This is a genomic window from Paraburkholderia graminis (assembly GCF_003330785.1).
GTDB lineage: Bacteria > Pseudomonadota > Gammaproteobacteria > Burkholderiales > Burkholderiaceae > Paraburkholderia > Paraburkholderia graminis.
This window is the reverse complement of the sequence record NZ_CP024935.1, coordinates 1,108,481-1,124,875: the sequence shown is the minus strand read 5'-3', so window position 1 is coordinate 1,124,875 and position 16,395 is coordinate 1,108,481. Positions and strand designations below refer to the sequence as shown.

The window sequence follows — 16,395 nt, the reverse complement described above, 5'->3', positions numbered from 1 at the left end:
GCATTTCGCGCGCCGCGAAGTGGCGAGAGCGCGGCGCGGCCAATGCACCGCGGCACCGCGCTACGCTCCTCGCCATCGCGAACTCACGCGAACAGTTTATCCAGCGTAATCGGCAAGTCGCGCACGCGCTTGCCCGTTGCATGCCAGATCGCGTTGCTCACCGCGGCCGCCACGCCGACCACGCCGATTTCACCCACGCCCTTCACGCCGAGCGGATTCACGATCGTGTCGTGCTCCTCGACAAAGAGCACGTCGATGTCGTGAATATCCGCGTTGACCGGCACGTGATACTCGGCAAGGTTATGGTTCATCTGACGGCCTATGTCATGATCGAACTGCCCTTCTTCATGCAGCGCCATGCTGATGCCCCACACCACGCCGCCCGCCACCTGGCTTGCCGCGGTCTTCGGATTGACGATGTGCCCCGCCGCAACCGCGCTCACCACGCGCGTTACGCGCACGGTGCCCAGCGCTTCGTCCACGCGCGCTTCCACAAAGATCGCCGAATGCGTGCCCATCGAATACGCCTGCTGCTTTTCGTGCGGCTTCACGGTGGCCTGTTCTTCGAGCTTGTCGAGGCCGGCGCGCTCAAGCAACGCGTCGATGTCGATCGCGTCGGCCGTGCCATGACCGCACACGAGGCGCTTGCCCATGCGTCGTATGTCGTCGCGATCAATGCTTGCGAAACGTCCGCCACCATATTGCCGCGCCAGTTCGACGAGGCGATTGCGCAACCGCTTGCACGCGGCATCGACCGCACTGCCTACCGACGATACCGTCCACGATCCGCCTTCTATCGGCGCCTTCGGCAGGCGCGTATCGCCGAGTTCGAACACCACGTCCTGCAGCGGCACGCCGAGTGCATCCGCTGCGATCTGCGTCATCGCGGTGTAGGTGCCGGTGCCGATGTCGGCGGTTGAACTGGACACGGTCACGCGTCCATCGCGAGTGAGCACGGCGCGCGCCGACGCTTCGTTTTGCATCGCGTCCCACGCGCCGGTCGCCATGCCCCAGCCGATCAGTTCGGTGCCCTCGCGCCGCGCGCGTGGCGCGAGCGGCCGCTTGTCCCAGCCGAAACGCGCCGCGCCTTCGCGATAGCAGTCGCGCAGCGCCTTGCTCGAGAACGGCAGGTTCTTGTTCGCATCGCGTTCGGCGTAGTTGATGAGGCGCAGTTGCAGCGGGTCCATCCGCAATGCTTCCGCGAGTTCGTCCATCGCGACTTCGAGCGGGAAAAGACCTTGCGCCGCGCCCGGCGCGCGCATGTCGGCGGGCGTCGGCACATCGAGCCGCGCAACCTTGTAGCCAAGCGTCACGTTCTCGCATCGATAAAGCTGGCCGGCCCAGTTCACCACGACGTCGCAGTAATCCTCGTACTGCGAGGTCTCGGATACCGCCTCGTGAATCACCGCCTGCAAGCGGCCATCGGCAGAGGCGCCGAGCGCCACGCGCTGAATGGATTGCGGCCGATGCGCGAACGTGAACATCTGCTGGCGCGTCAGCGTCACACGCACCGGCCGCTTCAATTCGAGCGCGGCCATGACCGCAAGCGCAAGGTGATACTGCGGCCTCAAACCCGAGCCGAATGCACCGCCGACGAACGGCGAGACGACCTGCAACTCATCATCTTTCAAACCGAATACGGCCGTCAGATACGACTTCGTATTGACGACGCCCTGGGTCTTTTCATACACGGTCAGGTGCCCATGCTCGTCGGGCACCACCGTGCAACCATGCATTTCCATCGGATTGTGATATTCCGCGGGCGTGCTGTAGAACGCATCGACGCGCGCTGCGGCGTTCGCCAACGCGGCGTCGGCGTCGCCTCGCGGCGGAGGCGGCGGATCGAAGCCGCCCTTCTCCGTGGACGGCGGCTCGGCGCTCATCAGCACTTCGCCCATCTCCGTTCGATGCGGCGCCGATTCATAACGCACGTCGACGAGCGAGGCCGCATGACGCGCGAGTTCGAGCGACTCAGCGAGCACCAGCGCGACAGGCTGGCCGCTGTACCACACGCGGTCGTCCCACAGCGGCCGGAGCGGGCTGCCGCCGGGCGCGACCATGTCCTTGTACGGTTTGTCCTCGCGCGGCAACTCCGGGCGATTCTGCCAGGTCAGCACATGCAGCACGCCAGGCAACGCGAGTGCCGCCGATGCGTCGATCGACACGATGGTTCCCGCCGCGATCGTGCTCGATACGACGAAGCCATACGTCAGTCCGTTCGCGCTGAAGTCCGCCGCATACTGCGCGGCGCCGGTCACTTTCAGCCGGCCGTCGACGCGCTTGTGCGGCACACCGCTCGCGCGCAACGCGGGCAAAGTCTCAATGCGGTTCATCGCGCGTGCTCCTCCAGTGAACGTTGCGCAGCCATCGCGAAGGCACGCTCGATGGCGCGCGCCGTCAATTCGATCTTGAACGCGTTGCCGCGGCGGCCGCGCGCATCGCGCAGCATGTCGGTCGCGAAGTTGCGCACGGTATCGGCATTCAGCGGCTTGCCGCGCAGCGATGCTTCGGCATCCGTATTACGCCACGGTTTGTGTGCAACGCCGCCGAGCGCGCAATGCGCATTGACGATGATGTCGCCGTCCAGCTCGAGCCCGAGTGCAACGGAGACCAGCGCGAACGCATACGAAGCCCTGTCACGCACTTTCACGTAAGCGTGATGTTCCGCGAAGCCTTGCTTCGGCAACTCGACGGCGGTGATCAGCTCGTCGTCGCGCATGTTGGTGTCGATGTGCGGTGTGTCGCCAGGCAAGCGGTGGAAGTCCGCGAACGGCAGCACGCGCGAACCGTCCGGCCCCGACAGATGAACCGTTGCATCGAGCGCGGCCAATGCGACGCACATGTCCGACGGATGCACGGCGATGCAATGCTCGCTTGCGCCAAGAATCGCATGCATGCGATTCACGCCTTCCATTGCGAGACAGCCGGTGCCGGGCTCGCGTTTGTTGCAGCGCGTGCCCGCGTCGTAGAAATAGAGGCAGCGCGTGCGTTGCAGCAGATTGCCGCCGACGCTCGCCACATTGCGAATCTGCGGCGACGCGCCCGCGAGAATCGCCTTCGAGAGCAACGGGTAGCGCGCGCTTATCGTCGCGTCGTAGGCGGCCGCGCTGTTGGTCACGAGCGCGCCGATCTTGACTCCGCCCGCGGCGGTCGGCTCGATTTGCCGAAGTGGCAAACGGTTGATGTCGATCACGAGCTGCGGATGCGCGACGTTCTCGCGCCACAGGTCCACGAGATTCGTGCCGCCTGCGATAAACGCAGCCGCCCGGTTCGCGCGATGCTGGTCGATGGCTTGCGGCACTTCGCTCGCGCGTGTGTACGAGAAGCGGTTCATGGCCGCGCTCCTGCATCGCCGACTTCGGCTGCTTCCGCCGCTTCCGCCGGTTCGGACACATCGAGAATCGCGGCGACGATGTTGTTGTACGCGCCGCAGCGGCACAGGTTGCCGCTCATCAGTTCGCGCACGTCGTCGGCGGTTTTCGCGTGGCCCTCCTCGAGCATCGCGACGGCGGAGCAGATTTGCCCCGGCGTGCAGTAGCCGCACTGAAACGCATCGTGATCGATGAAAGCCTGTTGAAGGGGATGCAACTGCTCGCCGTTCGCGAGTCCTTCGATCGTGGTAATCGAAGCGCCGTCGTAGATAACCGCGAGCGCAAGGCACGTGTTGATGCGCTGCCCGTTCACAATGGCGGTGCACGCGCCGCATTGCCCGTGGTCGCAGCCCTTCTTGGTGCCGGTCAAATGGCAATGCTCGCGCAGCAGATCGAGCAGCGACGTCCAGGCTTCGACGCCGAATGCATGCTGTTTGCCGTTGATGTCGAAGCTCACCGGCACGCGCTCGACGTCGCTCGGCGCGACATCCAGCGGCGTATCCGCAGTGGGTGTATTCATGGGGAGGTTCTCCTGACGAGGGTGACGCACAGCGAGCGCTAGGAAGAACTAGTGATGCGCGCAAACGCCGTGCCCGGCAGGAAGGCGCGTGTCGAAATATCGGGGACGTTCTCGCGCGAACCGCTGTCTGCACTAGCGCACAAACTGCGGTTCGCTCGCTCCCAGATTCAATCAATATGCCTAAATAATCGGCGAGCCGCCCGTGACTGCAATGGTTGCGCCTGAAATGTAGCTCGCTTCGTCGGAGGCGAGCATCACGTAAGCGGGCGCGAGTTCGGCGGGTTGGCCTGGCCGCTTCATCGGCACTTGCTGGCCGAATTTTTCGACCTTCTCAGGCGGCATCGTCGATGGAATCAGCGGCGTCCAGATCGGCCCCGGCGCGACGCAATTCACGCGAATGCCCTTCTCCGCGAGCAGTTGCGCGAGCCCGCCGGTGAAGTTCTGAATCGCGCCCTTGGTCGTCGCATACGCGAGCAGGCCGGGGTTCGGATGATCCGCGTTGATCGACGTCGTGTTCACAATCGCGCCGCCCGGCTTCATGTGCCTGACCGCCGCGCGCGAGATCCTGAACATCGCGCCGATGTTGGTATCGAAGGTCTTGTCCCACTCGTCGTCGGTGATCGCGTCGAGCGACGGATACGTCATCTGGTACGCGGCGTTGTTCACGAGCACGTCGAGCCGGCCGAATGCCTGCACGGCCTTGTCGACGATCGCATTGCAATGCGCGCGATCGGTGATGTCGCCCGGCACCAGCACCGCCTTGCGGCCCGCTTCTTCGACCCAGCGCGCGGTTTCGCGCGCGTCGTCGTCTTCGTTCAGATACGCGATCAGCACGTCCGCGCCTTCGCGCGCGAACGCAATGGCGACCGCGCGGCCAATGCCGCTGTCGCCGCCCGTGATGATCGCCGCCTTGCCGGCGAGGCGGCCCGAGCCCTTATACGATTTCTCGCCGTGATCGGGCTGCGGCTGCATCGGCGCGGTGCGGCCCGGCGTTTGGTCCTGCTGCTGTCCGTCGAACGGTGGCGTAGGACGTTCCTTGTCGCTCATACGATCCTCCAGAGTGCTGATGAACATGTGCGGCGTGCGAGACGCACGGCGTTGCAACAGGGTCAGCAACCGGCGGGCCTGCATACATGCGGTTTGTTACGGCGCATGCGTGCGGCGGTAGAAGATGTTGGGAAAAGATGAGGACAACGCGTGGATGAAGTGTGACGCTCGCGCCGCGATCTGCGCGAATAGAGGGAATCGGCAAGCATATGCAGCGAAACGGCAATCGCAGTTTTTTCAAAGGCCGCGCAGGCTTTACGGCGGCCCCGCCGCATGCAGCGCAGCAGCCGATTCGAGCACGCGCAAGAGCCGTTCGGGCGTCAACGGCTTCGCGCAATGCGCGTCGAAACCCACGGCGCGCGCGCGGGCGCGGTCGTCGCGCGAGGCGAACGCGGTGCACGCAACGAGCAGCATATGCGCCGTCGATGGATGCGCGCGCAAGCGCCGCGCAAGTTCGAGGCCGTCGATTCCCGGCATCTTGATGTCGAGCACGACGGCGAACGGTTGCCACTCCGACGCCATATCGCATACCGCGTGCGGGTCGTCCAGCGCGCGGCATTCGAATCCGTCCGCGTTCAGCAGCATCTGCAGCGCATCGGCTGCTTCACGATAGTCGTCCACCACCAGCACGCGACGGTGCGACGCCATCGCATACTGGATCGGCCGCCATACGACCACGTCTTCGCTGTCGTCGAATCGGTTATCGAGCGTCACCTTCTTCTCCTTGATCGTCGCGTGCGCCGCTATGCGGCACCCGGCGCACGGCCGCAAGATTCGCTCCCGCGCCGCGTTGTTGCTTACATGGTGTAGCTTAGATGCTTGGTGAATGACTGCGGCGCTTATGCGGCCCGATCGTCGATGAAACCCTTGAGCATCGCGAGCGTATCGGCGTCGTCGATATGCTTGTCCGTGCGCCAGCGCAGCATGCGCGGGAAGCGCACCGCCACGCCGGATTTATGACGCGTACTCGCCTGGATGCCTTCAAAGCCGATTTCGAATACGAGTGTCGGCGTCACGCTGCGCACCGGTCCGAACTTCTCGATCGTAGTCTTGCGCACGATTGCGTCAACCTGGCGCATTTCCTCATCGGTAAGACCCGAATACGCCTTGGCGAACGGCACGAGGGTGCGCACGCCATTGGCTTCGTCCCACACTGCGAACGTGAAGTCGGTGTAGAGGCTCGCGCGTCGACCGTGTCCGCGCTGCGCGTAAACCAGTACGGCGTCCACCGCATACGGATCGATCTTCCATTTCCACCACGTACCCGAAGCCTTCGTGCGGCCGACGCCATACAGCGACTCGCGCTCCTTCAGCATGAAGCCTTCGACGCCGCGCGCGCGGCTTTCTTCACGCAGTGCAGCCAACGTCTGCCAATCCGCGGCCGATACGAGCGGCGATACGCGCAGCAGATCGCGCGCAAGCGTGGTGTCGAGCGATGCCGCCAGCGCGTCGAGACGCGCACGCCGTTCCACAAGCGGCGTCATGCGCAAATCCTTGCCGTCCGCTTCGAGCAGATCGTAAGCGAGCAATGCAGCGGGCGAATCGGCGAGAATTTTTTTCGTCAGCGTCTTGCGCGCGATGCGCGGTTGCAAACGCGCGAACGGCAATGGCGCGATAGCGCCCGGCTCCCACGCAAGAATCTCGCCGTCTATCACGAAGCCGTCGGGCAAGGCCTCGCCCAACGCGGTGACTTCGGGAAAGCGATCGGTGATCAGGTCCTCGCCGCGCGACCACAACCACACGCGTCCCGCACGCTTGACGAGTTGCGCGCGTATGCCGTCCCACTTCCATTCGATCAGCCAGTGCGACGGATCGCCGAGCGTCTCGGGATCGGCCTGCAACGGATGCGCGAGAAAGAACGGATACGGCAGGCCGAGATCGCTGTCGTGCCGCTCTGTTGGATGCTGCGCATCGTCGCCGGCAAGTTCTGATGCCTCGGGCGCGATCAGCCGCAGATAGCGCGCGGCGTCCGGCTTCTGCCGCGAATCGGTCCATCCGACCATGCGTTGCGCGATCCGCTTATGGTCGACACCGGCCACTTCCGCGAGCGCTCGCACGACGAGTTGCCGCGCGACCCCGACACGAAAGCCGCCGCCGATCAGCTTCGTGAGTAAGAAGCGGCCGCTCCAGTCGAGTTCGTCCCAATAGCTGAAAAGACGCGTGCGCAATTCGTCCGGCGGAAGACCGCGCAAGATCAGCACGCGCTGCTCGATCCATTGTGTGAGGCCGAGTTCGGAGCTGCGTTGCGCGGGCGGCAGGATATGCGCGATGGTCTCCGCCAGATCGCCCACTGCGTGATACGACTCTTCGAAAAGCCATGCGGGCAAGCCGACGCGTTCGCGCGCGAACTCGGTCAGCAGGCGCGTGGGCACCGATTGCCGCGGCTTGCCGCCCGCCAGAAAATACGATGCCCACGCGGCGTCTTCGGGCTCGGCCACGGAGAAATAACTCGTGAGCGCTTCGAGCTTGTCATGCGTGGAAGTGGTCGCGTCGAGCGCGGTGTAAAGAGCGGCGAAGCGTTTCATGAACGGCTCGCGGTATCGTTGGCGTCGAATGCGGGCGCGCGGGCTTCGTCGCCCGGTGCATGTGTCACCGTGTCTTGCACGACCGTTTCGACGGTGCCCAACGCATCGGCTTCGACTGTGTCGTCGCCGTATTGCGTCGCGAAGGCTCCCGCTTCGAGCCCTTGCTCGCGCAGCCAGCGCACCATCGGTTCAACCGATCCATGCGTGACGATGACGCGCTGTGCGCCGCTCGCGTGAATCGCCGTTTGCAGCGCGGGCCAATCCGCATGATCGGAGAGCACGAAGCCGCGGTCGACGCCGCGCCTGCGGCGCGCGCCGCGCAGGCGCATCCAGCCCGACGCGAAAGCGTCGCTATAGTCGCCGAAGCGTTTGAGCCACGCGCTGCCTTGCGCGGACGGCGGCGCGACGATCAGCGCCTGTTTGAACGTGGCCTTCTCTTTCGGCGGAATTTCGCTGACGAGCCGTACCGGCGGCAAACGCACGCCGGCCTCGCGATACGCGCGGTTGAGCGGCTCGACCGCGCCATGACAGAAGATCGGCCCGATGCCCGCGTCGACGCTCGCCAGCACCCGCTGCGCCTTGCCGAACGAATAGCAGAACAGCACCGACGCGCGCCCTTGCGCCGCGTTGTGACGCCACCATGAATCGATTCCGTCGCACACGGTTTGCGGCGTGTCCCATCGATAGATCGGCAGACCGAAGGTGGATTCGGTGATGAATGTATCGCAACGCACGGGCTCGAATGCATCGCAGGTCGGGTCGGGGTCCAGCTTGTAGTCGCCCGATGCGACCCACACGCGGCCACCGTATTCGATGCGCAATTGCGCGGAACCGAGCACATGTCCCGCCGGATGCAGCGACACGGTCACGCCGTTGATGTCGAGCCGCTCGCCATACGCGAGCGTTTGCAGCGAGATGTCGGGCAGACGCGAGAGCAGCACGTTCGCGCCCGCGCGCGATGCGAGATAGTGCCGATGCCCGAAGCGCGCGTGATCCGAATGCGCATGCGTGATCACGGCGCGCTCGACGGGCTGCCACGGATCGATATAAAAATCGCCCGGCGGACAATACAAACCCTCGGGCCGTGCGATGACGAGGTCCCCGGGGCCGGCATTGTCCGCTGCGATATTCGAGGTGGGTTCGGATGCCATGTCGCCCGTATCAAGCAAAGGTTATTCCCGGGTGGACTGTCATGAGCATGGCGGCTTTCTTGCTTATGTTTGCGATCAGGCGTGTCGGAATGCGCCGCTCATCGGCGGCGCGAAACGCGCTTGTTGCGAGGACCCATGCACTTCATGATCGATCGACGCACGCTGTACGTCGCGAAACATCCGGGCCGGTTTACGCTCGACGCGCTCAAAGCGTTTCGCGCGAACCAGGGACTGCTGCTCGCCGGTGCGGTCGCGTATTACGCGCTGCTTTCCATCGTGCCGCTGATGATACTCATCGTCATCGCACTGTCGCGCATCGTGCCGCAACACGTTTTGTTGTCCGCGCTGGGGCATCTTCTGCAGTGGCTCGTGCCCGGCCAGTCGAAGGCGCTCGTGCATGAACTCGCCAATTTCCTCGCGCATCGCGCGGTGGTCGGCTGGGTGCTGTTCGTCACCATGCTGTTCTTCAGTTCGCTCGCGTTCACCGTGCTCGAAAACGCGATGTCGCTGATCTTCGTGCATCGCGTGGTCATACGGCGGCGGCATTTTTTGCTGTCGGCGCTGCTGCCGTATTGCTACATCCTGTTCCTCGGCGTCGGCGCGTTGATCGTCACCGTTGTGTCGAGTGGACTCGAAGCGGTCGGCGCCGCAGGCATCGATCTGTTCGGCACCTATGTTTCGCTGCAAGGTGCGTCGCGCGTGCTGCTGTATCTGCTGGGTCTCGCCGGTGAGATTTTTGTGCTGACGTCGATTTATATGGTGATGCCGGTAGGACGGCCTTCGCTGAAACACGCGCTGTTCGGCGGCATTGTCGCGGCCGTGTTGTGGGAGATCACGCGGCATGTGCTGGTGTGGTACTTCGCGACGCTTTCGCAAGTCAGCGTGGTGTACGGCTCGCTCACGATGGCGATCGTGATTCTGTTCAGCCTGGAATGGCTCGCGACGCTGCTGCTGTTCGGTGCACAGGTGATCGCGCAATACGAGCGCTTCGGCCTCGAGCCGCAAGACGCGCCGAAGCAGCCGATTAAAACCGGCTGAGTGTGTTCCTGATGCACGGCGCGGCAAGGCGCGGCAAGGCGCGACCAAAACGCTGCGGTAACATTACGCGCATTCGCCGCTTCCATTCCGGCACGCTTACAGGATTCGATCATGAGCGCCGTTCAGCGCCACAAGATAAACCCCTGTCGATCCAGCAGCGCACCCTATGCTCGATGAAGCGCTGATCGAAAACAGTCTCGCCGCCCGCGGCATCGTTGCCGATGCGAGGCAACGCGAGTCCATCGCGGCGCTCGCCGAATTACTCCGCCCGGCTGCGCGCGATTTTCACTCACGATACCAGGGCGTGTATTGCCACGGACTGCCTGGACGCGGCAAAAGCCTCGTGGTCGATACCGTGTTCGAACTCGCGGATTGCCGCAAGCGGCGTCTGCATTTTCACGAGTTTCTGCGCGAGATGAACCGGCGCCTCGTGAACGAACCGCGTGGCGACGACCGGCTCGGCTCCGTGTCGAAGCAATGGCTCGATGGCGTCGAGCTGTTGTGCTTCGACGAATTCCATGTGCACGACATTGCCGACGCGTTTCTGATGGGCCGCTTTCTCGACACGGCCATCGTGCTCGGTACGCGCATCATGCTGACGTCGAACTACGCGCCGGAGCATCTATTGTCCGACCCGGAGTTTCACGAGCGCTTCCTGCCGACCATCGAGCAGATCAGGCGGCACTTTCGCGTGATTCATTTCGACGGCGCGCGCGATTATCGTTTCGGCGGTCAGGCGCATCCGTCGCCGCGTTTCTTTTCTCCGCTCGACGCCGCGACCGGCGACGCGCTGCGCGATGTTTTTCTGCGCTACGAAAGCAGCGGCGCACTCGACGCGACGAAGCTCAGCGCAGCGGGCCGCCCGCTGATTGCGCGCGCGGTCGGCGCGGCTCTTCTTTGGGCCGACTTCGAAGCGCTTTGCGTGGCGAGCCGTTCGCATCTCGACTACCTCGATCTCGCCGAGCGTTGGCGTGGGCTCATCGTCGACAACGTGCGTACCGAATGGCTCGCGAAATCTCATACGCTGCAGCGGCTCGTATGGCTCGTCGACATTCTTTACGACCGCAAGCGCGCGCTGTTCATTGCATCGGATCAGCCGATTCATGCCGCGTTGCGCGGTCTTGAAGGCGCACATGATCTGTCGAGAACGCTGAGCCGGCTCGCGGAAATGCAATCGCGCGGCTATCGGAATGCGCTCGACGATGCGATGGACTGGCCCGCGTCAACGGCCGACGAACGCTGAGCCAGCACGCTTAAAAACCCGCATACGATCGATACGGGAATGCACCGTGCTACCGCCGTTGAAGTTTCATTCTTCAGCGGATAAACACTCCGAGATGATGAAAGCCGTTTCGGTAACAGCCGCACTGTGCGCGGCGTGCCTTTCTTCCGCCTGCGTGCATATTGGCCCCGCGCGCCTGAAGGCCGATCAGGTCGACTATGCCCGCGCACTCGGCGATGCAAAAAAGCGCGAGATTCTCGCGGCCGTGGTCGGCTTGCGCTATGGCGACGCACCGGCGTTTCTCACGGTCAGCAGCATCATCGCGGCCTATACGTTCGATGCCGGCGGCGGCGCGACCGCGAACGTGGGCTCGGGTAGTCAGCCGAACTATGCGCTTGCCACCGGCAGCGTGTCGTACTCGAATCACCCGACCTTCACGTTCACACCGACCACCGGCGAAGCCTTCGCCTCCGCTTATATCCGGCCGCTCGCGCCGGCGCTCGTGCTGCCGCTCGCCGAAGGCGGCGTTCCGATCGATCTGCTGTTGCGCATTACCGCGCAATCGGTGGGCGGCTTGCAGAACGGCAATGCGCTCGGCGGTGAAAACAGCGCCGGCGCGCCGGGCTTTTTCGAATTGCTGCGCGCGTTGCGGCGTCTGCAACTCGCGGGCGAGTTGAATGTGGAATCGCGCAACACGGGCGACAAGAACGAGCCGATGCGCGTCTTTCTGGTGATGGGCGCAACCACCAGCGGCGACTCGCCGCAAATCACCGCCGACGTCGCGCGTGTGCGCAAGCTGCTGCATCTTTCGTCGAATACACGAAGCTACGAGATCGTTTACGGGCCGTCGTCGGCATGGCGGAAGGCCGACAAGATTCCGATGGTGACACGTTCGGTGCTCGGCATCCTGACCGATCTCGGCGCGCAGGCACAGGTGCCCGCCGAGCGCATCAGCGACGGTTCGACGAAGCCGACCGTGGGTCTGATCGGCGGCGAGACGAGGCCGACCATCGTCATTCATTCGGGCAAGACCGCGCCCGAGAATGCCTACGTGATGATCCCGTATGGCGCGTCGTCGTATTGGGTGGACCGCAACGACTTCGACTCGAAATACGCGTTCACGGTCGTGCAGAATCTGATGGCGCTCGCCGAAGCCGATACCAGCAGCAAGGCGCCCGTCGTAACGATTCCTGCGAATTGAGTTGACGATAAAAAAACCGGCGGTTTTTACGCCGCCGGCTTGTACTAGCGCATTGCCTGCGCGTTCATCACTCCTGGCTGCGCTTGCTCTGCACTCTTTCAATCTGCTGCTTCGCCGCTTCATAAACATGCTCGGGCGTGAAGCCGAACTTCTTCTTCAGATCCGCAAGCGGCGCAGAAGCGCCGAACGTGTGCATCACGACTTGCGCGCCAAGCCTGCCGACGTAGCGGTCCCAACCGAGCGTCGCGGCCTGCTCGACTGCGACTCGCGCGTCGATGTCCGGCGGCAAGACCTCATCCTGATACGCATCGTCCTGCCGCTCGAACAGATCCCATGAAGGCATCGACACCACGCGCGCCGCAATGCCCTCGGCCTTCAGCTTCTCGTAGGCGTCGACGCAGAGCGAAAGCTCGCTGCCGGTGGCCATCAGAATGACTTGCGGCTTCTGTCCGTCGGGTGCATCGGCGAGCACATAGGCGCCCTTCTTCACGCCCTCGGCGGATGCATAGCGGCTGCGGTCCAAAGTAGGCAGCGCTTGCCGCGATACGACGATGCACGCCGGACGGCGCTTTTGCGTCAGCGCGACGCGCCATGCTTCGGCCACTTCGTTTGCATCGCCCGGACGCAGCACGGTCAGGCCGGGCACGCCACGCAGCGAGGCGAGTTGCTCGATCGGCTGATGCGTCGGGCCATCTTCGCCGACGCCGATCGAATCGTGCGTGAAGACATAAATCGCCTCGACTTCCATGATCGCCGACAGGCGAATCGGCGGCTTCATGTAGTCGCTGAAAATCAGGAACGTCGAGCCGAACGGCCGCAGGTTCGACAACGCCAGACCGTTGACCACCGCGCCCATCCCATGTTCGCGAATGCCGAAATGCAGATTGCGGCCGCCGTAGTTGTCATGCTCGAAACTGCCCGCGCCCTCGAATTTCAGATTCGTTTTCGTGGATGGCGCGAGGTCGGCCGCGCCGCCGATCATCCACGGCACGCGCGCGGCAATCGCATTCAGCACCTTGCCCGACGATTCGCGCGTGGCTATGCCTTTCGGGTCCGCGTCGAAGGTCGGAATGTCGTTGTCCCAACCCACCGGCAATTCATGCGCTTCGATCAACGCGAATTCGCGCGAGAGCTCGGGATACTGCTTGCCATAGGCGTCGTATTTCGCCTGCCATTCCTCGCGCGCCGCCTTGCCGCGCGCGCCGATGCCTGCGGCGAAACGCTCGTGAACGCCGTCGGGCACATAGAAGAATTTGTCTTCGGGCCAGCCGTAAAACTTCTTGGTGAGCGCGACTTCCTGCACGCCGAGCGCCTCGCCGTGCGCGGACGCGGTGTCCTGCTTGTTCGGTGCGCCCCAGCCGATGATGCTGTTGACCACGATCAGCGTCGGCCTGTCGGTAATACTTTTTGCTTCGACGAACGCGGCTTCGAGCGCGGCGGCGTCGTTCGCGTCGTTCACATGCAGCGTGTGCCAGTTATAGCCGCGAAAACGGCTCTCCACGTCGTCGCTGTACGCGAGATCGGTGTGCCCTTCGATCGTCACGCGATTGCTGTCGTAGATCCAGATCAGGTTCGAGAGCTTCAGGTGGCCCGCGAGCGACGCCGCTTCGTGCGAGATGCCTTCCATCATGTCGCCGTCGCCGCACAGCGCGTAGACGCGGTAATCGAAGAGCGGCGCGTCGGGCTTGTTGAAGCGGTTCTCGTACCAGCGCGCGGCCATCGCCATCCCGACGCTGTTGCCGAGACCCTGGCCGAGCGGACCCGTGGTGGTCTCGACGCCCGTCGTCATCCGATACTCGGGGTGGCCCGGCGTCTTGCTGTCGATCTGACGAAAACGTTCGATGTCCTCGAGCGACACCGCGGGACCGCCGGTCGGTTTGCCTTCTTCGTCGACGGCCTTCACGTTCGCGAGATGCAGCAGCGAATACAGCAGCATCGACGCATGCCCGACCGACAGCACGAAGCGGTCGCGGTTCGGCCACAGCGGCTCGTCCGGGTCGTAGCGCAAATGGTTCTGCCACAGATGATAGGCAACCGGCGCGAGCGCCATCGGCGTGCCTGGGTGGCCGGAATTGGCTTTCTGCACAGCGTCCATCGACAGCGTGCGGATCGTGTTGATGCACAGCTGATCGAGGGCGGGATCGTTTTGCATGGGACACTCCTTGTTCGGCCGTTGGGAGATTGCCCGCGCGCGCTGCCGCGACGTCGCAGGGGAGCGGTGTTCACACGCAACGCATGAACATCGCCCAGGCGTTGACGATGATGCGCCGATGCGCGCAAATGTGCACGCGGCGTGACATCGCGGGGCGTTTACGGGGGGCTTGCACACGCGCTTGCGGATTCGGACATCAGCCGCACTTCGCGCACCGCTGATATCCGGTGCACTGAACGCACTAGCGGCATTCAGCCGCGCCAAGCCAGTGCTCGCAAAGCGGGCCGTGCTTGCCGTCGACGGGGTCCATCGGCGGAAACGGCAAGGCGTGCATGGCCGCGAGTTCCTGCGGCGTGAGCGCGTCGCGGCGAATGTCCCACTGCTGGCCCGCCGGATAGCCGGCCACGACACGAAAGTGTCCCTCGAACGATTGCAGGCAATGGCCGGTGCCGGCGGGCAGCAGCAAGACGTCGCCGGCAGAAATGCTCACCACTTTCCCGCCCGGTCCGCCGACGATCACTTCGGCCGAACCCTCGCTGACGCCGAGCACTTCGTGCGCGGTCGAGTGGAAATGATGGTAGTCGAAGATGCCGTCGCGCCACTGCGGCGGCCACTGGTTGCGCCCGAACAGCACTTCGAACGCGGCGGCAAGATCGCCGATGGCCGGATCGACCGCTTGCCGGTAAATCACGACCGGCAGCTTGCGGTTATTCGGCACCCAGTCGTGCGGTTCGAGCATGAAGGCTTCGTACTCGGTTTGCGCGGCATCGAACGCGTGTATCGAGTCTTGGTGCGACCCTTCGGGCGAGTTTATGTGCGAACTTTCGTGCGGGTTTCGGTCCATACATGGCTCCTATGCGTAGCGTGGCCGGTCCGGCAATCGCATGCCGGACACGGACGATCTTGCACTGCCGCATAAAGCGCGCCCGCTCGCGCGGAACGCTCAACCGCCGCCGATGCCTTGCAGCACTTTCCCCGTGCCGCCGCACACCGTGCATTGCTTTCCTTCGACCTTGCCGGTGCCGTGACACGCGCGGCAGATGTCTTCGCCGACGCCGGGCGCGTCGGGGGGCGCTTCATCGCCGGGATTGAGGGGTTCGTTGTCCTGTTGCATGTGTCTCTCCGTTCGGTTTGACGCGATCAGTTCTTGTGCGACGCGCGCCCGCCGCCGCCCGCGGGCTCGCCGTGCGTGCCGGTGCCGAGCGGCACCTCGGCGGTTTGCTCGGGGTGCTCGTTCGAGCGCGGCGGATTCGTTTGCCGATCGACGCCCGTCTGCACGACCGGTTCGATGCCGAGCGGACTCGGCTCGACGTATTGCTCGCCGCTCGGCTTGTTGCGCTCTTTGACTTCCGGCGCGAGGTCGGCAGTGGCGGAATCGTCGCGGCGTGCGTCGAGTTGCGGGTCACGTTGTGAATCGGCTTGCGGATCAGGTTGCGTGTCTTGCTGCGTGTTGGGCTGCATGGCGCTCTCCATTTTTATCGGCTACTCCGCTATGTCAGCAACATACGGACCCCATCACGCGAAGCCCGCGTTCTCTCGACACACCGCACGCATGCGCGCGCGGGTTGGGCACGGCCATTGCATCGAAACTTGCTGAAGCTTCGGATTCATCTTTGTAAAAAGGAGCGCCTCATGACAGTCACCACCATTCGCGTGTCCGATACGGAAGTGCAAGTCGAACGAACGCTTTACACGTTCTCGCAAAAGAGCGACGCCGATGCGTTCGCGCAATGCGTAATAAACGATTCCATCGACGTTTGTTATCGCAGCCATCCGCCGCTGTCGGCGCGTCCCGTGGTCCCGGACGAACATCCGGACGATCCGAATCGCGGCAGCACGATCTCGCCTTCGTTAGGCGGAATGCCTTGACGAGTGCGAGCGCGCTGTCGTCACTTTTCCGGCGAAGCCCGGTCGGCGGCGACGATCTGCTTGCCGTACTCGATGGCGGCGCGGCGCGCCTGGTCCGCCGTCTCGTAGGGCCCGATCTCGGGAGCGCCGTCGAACGGAAAAAGAATTCTCCTGTCCGCTTTGCGGACAACCTTCAGTCCACCTACGTAACGGCCGTCGCCTGTTCCGTGATAGCTGGCGAAAATCTCGAACTCGCCGTCGGCGACGTCGGCCTTGTGTCGCGCCATGTGTATTTCCTTGTCCCTGTACCCGCTGCTCGG

Annotated in this window: 16 protein-coding genes; 4 read left to right on the top strand and 12 right to left on the bottom strand. The window is 63.8% G+C overall.

Annotation, left to right across the window (positions count from 1 at the left end):
• Positions 1-83 precede the first annotated feature (83 nt).
• The 7 genes from CUJ91_RS23250 to CUJ91_RS23220 form a co-directional block, all read right to left on the bottom strand.
• A complete protein-coding gene (locus CUJ91_RS23250; RefSeq protein ID WP_114157261.1) occupies positions 84-2,333 on the bottom strand; it encodes a xanthine dehydrogenase family protein molybdopterin-binding subunit in 2,250 nt (749 codons plus the stop codon).
• The gene (locus CUJ91_RS23245; protein ID WP_114157260.1) at positions 2,330-3,334 is read right to left on the bottom strand and encodes an FAD binding domain-containing protein; all 1,005 of its coding nucleotides are present in this window, start codon (positions 3,332-3,334) and stop codon (positions 2,330-2,332) included. The genes CUJ91_RS23250 and CUJ91_RS23245 overlap by 4 nt, the downstream gene beginning before the upstream one ends.
• Entirely contained in the window at positions 3,331-3,891 is a 561-nt protein-coding gene (locus tag CUJ91_RS23240) for a (2Fe-2S)-binding protein (protein WP_114157259.1), read from the bottom strand. The genes CUJ91_RS23245 and CUJ91_RS23240 overlap by 4 nt, the downstream gene beginning before the upstream one ends.
• 180 nt (positions 3,892-4,071) lie before the next feature.
• Entirely contained in the window at positions 4,072-4,938 is an 867-nt protein-coding gene (locus CUJ91_RS23235; protein ID WP_114157258.1) for an SDR family oxidoreductase, read from the bottom strand.
• Between the two features lie 255 nt (positions 4,939-5,193).
• Positions 5,194-5,652, bottom strand: coding sequence for a response regulator (locus CUJ91_RS23230; RefSeq protein WP_006047054.1), 459 nt, complete (start codon positions 5,650-5,652; stop codon positions 5,194-5,196).
• A 125-nt stretch (positions 5,653-5,777) separates the two neighbouring features.
• Positions 5,778-7,463, bottom strand: a complete 1,686-nt coding sequence (locus CUJ91_RS23225; protein WP_107709809.1) for an ATP-dependent DNA ligase — start codon at positions 7,461-7,463, stop codon at positions 5,778-5,780.
• Complete coding sequence (locus CUJ91_RS23220; protein WP_114157257.1) at positions 7,460-8,614, bottom strand: ligase-associated DNA damage response exonuclease; 1,155 nt, start codon at positions 8,612-8,614, stop codon at positions 7,460-7,462. The genes CUJ91_RS23225 and CUJ91_RS23220 overlap by 4 nt, the downstream gene beginning before the upstream one ends.
• Positions 8,615-8,749: 135 nt before the next feature.
• Here CUJ91_RS23220 and CUJ91_RS23215 point away from each other — a divergent pair, with 135 nt between their 5' ends.
• From CUJ91_RS23215 to CUJ91_RS23205, 3 genes are all read left to right on the top strand, one after another.
• Positions 8,750-9,652: a YihY/virulence factor BrkB family protein gene (locus CUJ91_RS23215; RefSeq protein WP_114157256.1), complete on the top strand. Its 903-nt coding sequence runs from the start codon at positions 8,750-8,752 to the stop codon at positions 9,650-9,652.
• Positions 9,653-9,818: 166 nt separating this feature from the next.
• A complete protein-coding gene (zapE, locus tag CUJ91_RS23210) occupies positions 9,819-10,895 on the top strand; it encodes a cell division protein ZapE (RefSeq protein WP_114157255.1) in 1,077 nt (358 codons plus the stop codon).
• Positions 10,896-10,989: 94 nt separating this feature from the next.
• Entirely contained in the window at positions 10,990-12,075 is a 1,086-nt protein-coding gene (locus CUJ91_RS23205; RefSeq protein ID WP_114157254.1) for a hypothetical protein, read from the top strand.
• Between the two features lie 67 nt (positions 12,076-12,142).
• Here CUJ91_RS23205 and tkt read toward each other — a convergent pair whose 3' ends face one another.
• From tkt to CUJ91_RS23190, 4 genes are all read right to left on the bottom strand, one after another.
• On the bottom strand, positions 12,143-14,227 hold the full coding sequence (tkt, locus tag CUJ91_RS23200; RefSeq protein ID WP_114157253.1) for a transketolase: 2,085 nt from the start codon (positions 14,225-14,227) through the stop codon (positions 12,143-12,145).
• 241 nt (positions 14,228-14,468) lie between these two features.
• On the bottom strand, positions 14,469-15,071 hold the full coding sequence (locus CUJ91_RS23195) for a cupin domain-containing protein (protein WP_244231074.1): 603 nt from the start codon (positions 15,069-15,071) through the stop codon (positions 14,469-14,471).
• Positions 15,072-15,170: 99 nt separating this feature from the next.
• Entirely contained in the window at positions 15,171-15,341 is a 171-nt protein-coding gene (locus CUJ91_RS34485; RefSeq protein WP_006047046.1) for a hypothetical protein, read from the bottom strand.
• A 26-nt stretch (positions 15,342-15,367) separates the two neighbouring features.
• On the bottom strand, positions 15,368-15,688 hold the full coding sequence (locus CUJ91_RS23190; protein WP_114157252.1) for a hypothetical protein: 321 nt from the start codon (positions 15,686-15,688) through the stop codon (positions 15,368-15,370).
• A gap of 171 nt (positions 15,689-15,859) precedes the next feature.
• Between CUJ91_RS23190 and CUJ91_RS23185 the strand changes: the two genes are divergently transcribed.
• Entirely contained in the window at positions 15,860-16,096 is a 237-nt protein-coding gene (locus tag CUJ91_RS23185) for a hypothetical protein (RefSeq protein ID WP_006047044.1), read from the top strand.
• A gap of 20 nt (positions 16,097-16,116) precedes the next feature.
• On the opposite strand, the gene CUJ91_RS23180 is transcribed toward CUJ91_RS23185, so the two are convergent.
• On the bottom strand, positions 16,117-16,362 hold the full coding sequence (locus CUJ91_RS23180) for a DUF6723 family protein (RefSeq protein ID WP_006047043.1): 246 nt from the start codon (positions 16,360-16,362) through the stop codon (positions 16,117-16,119).
• Positions 16,363-16,395 lie beyond the last annotated feature (33 nt).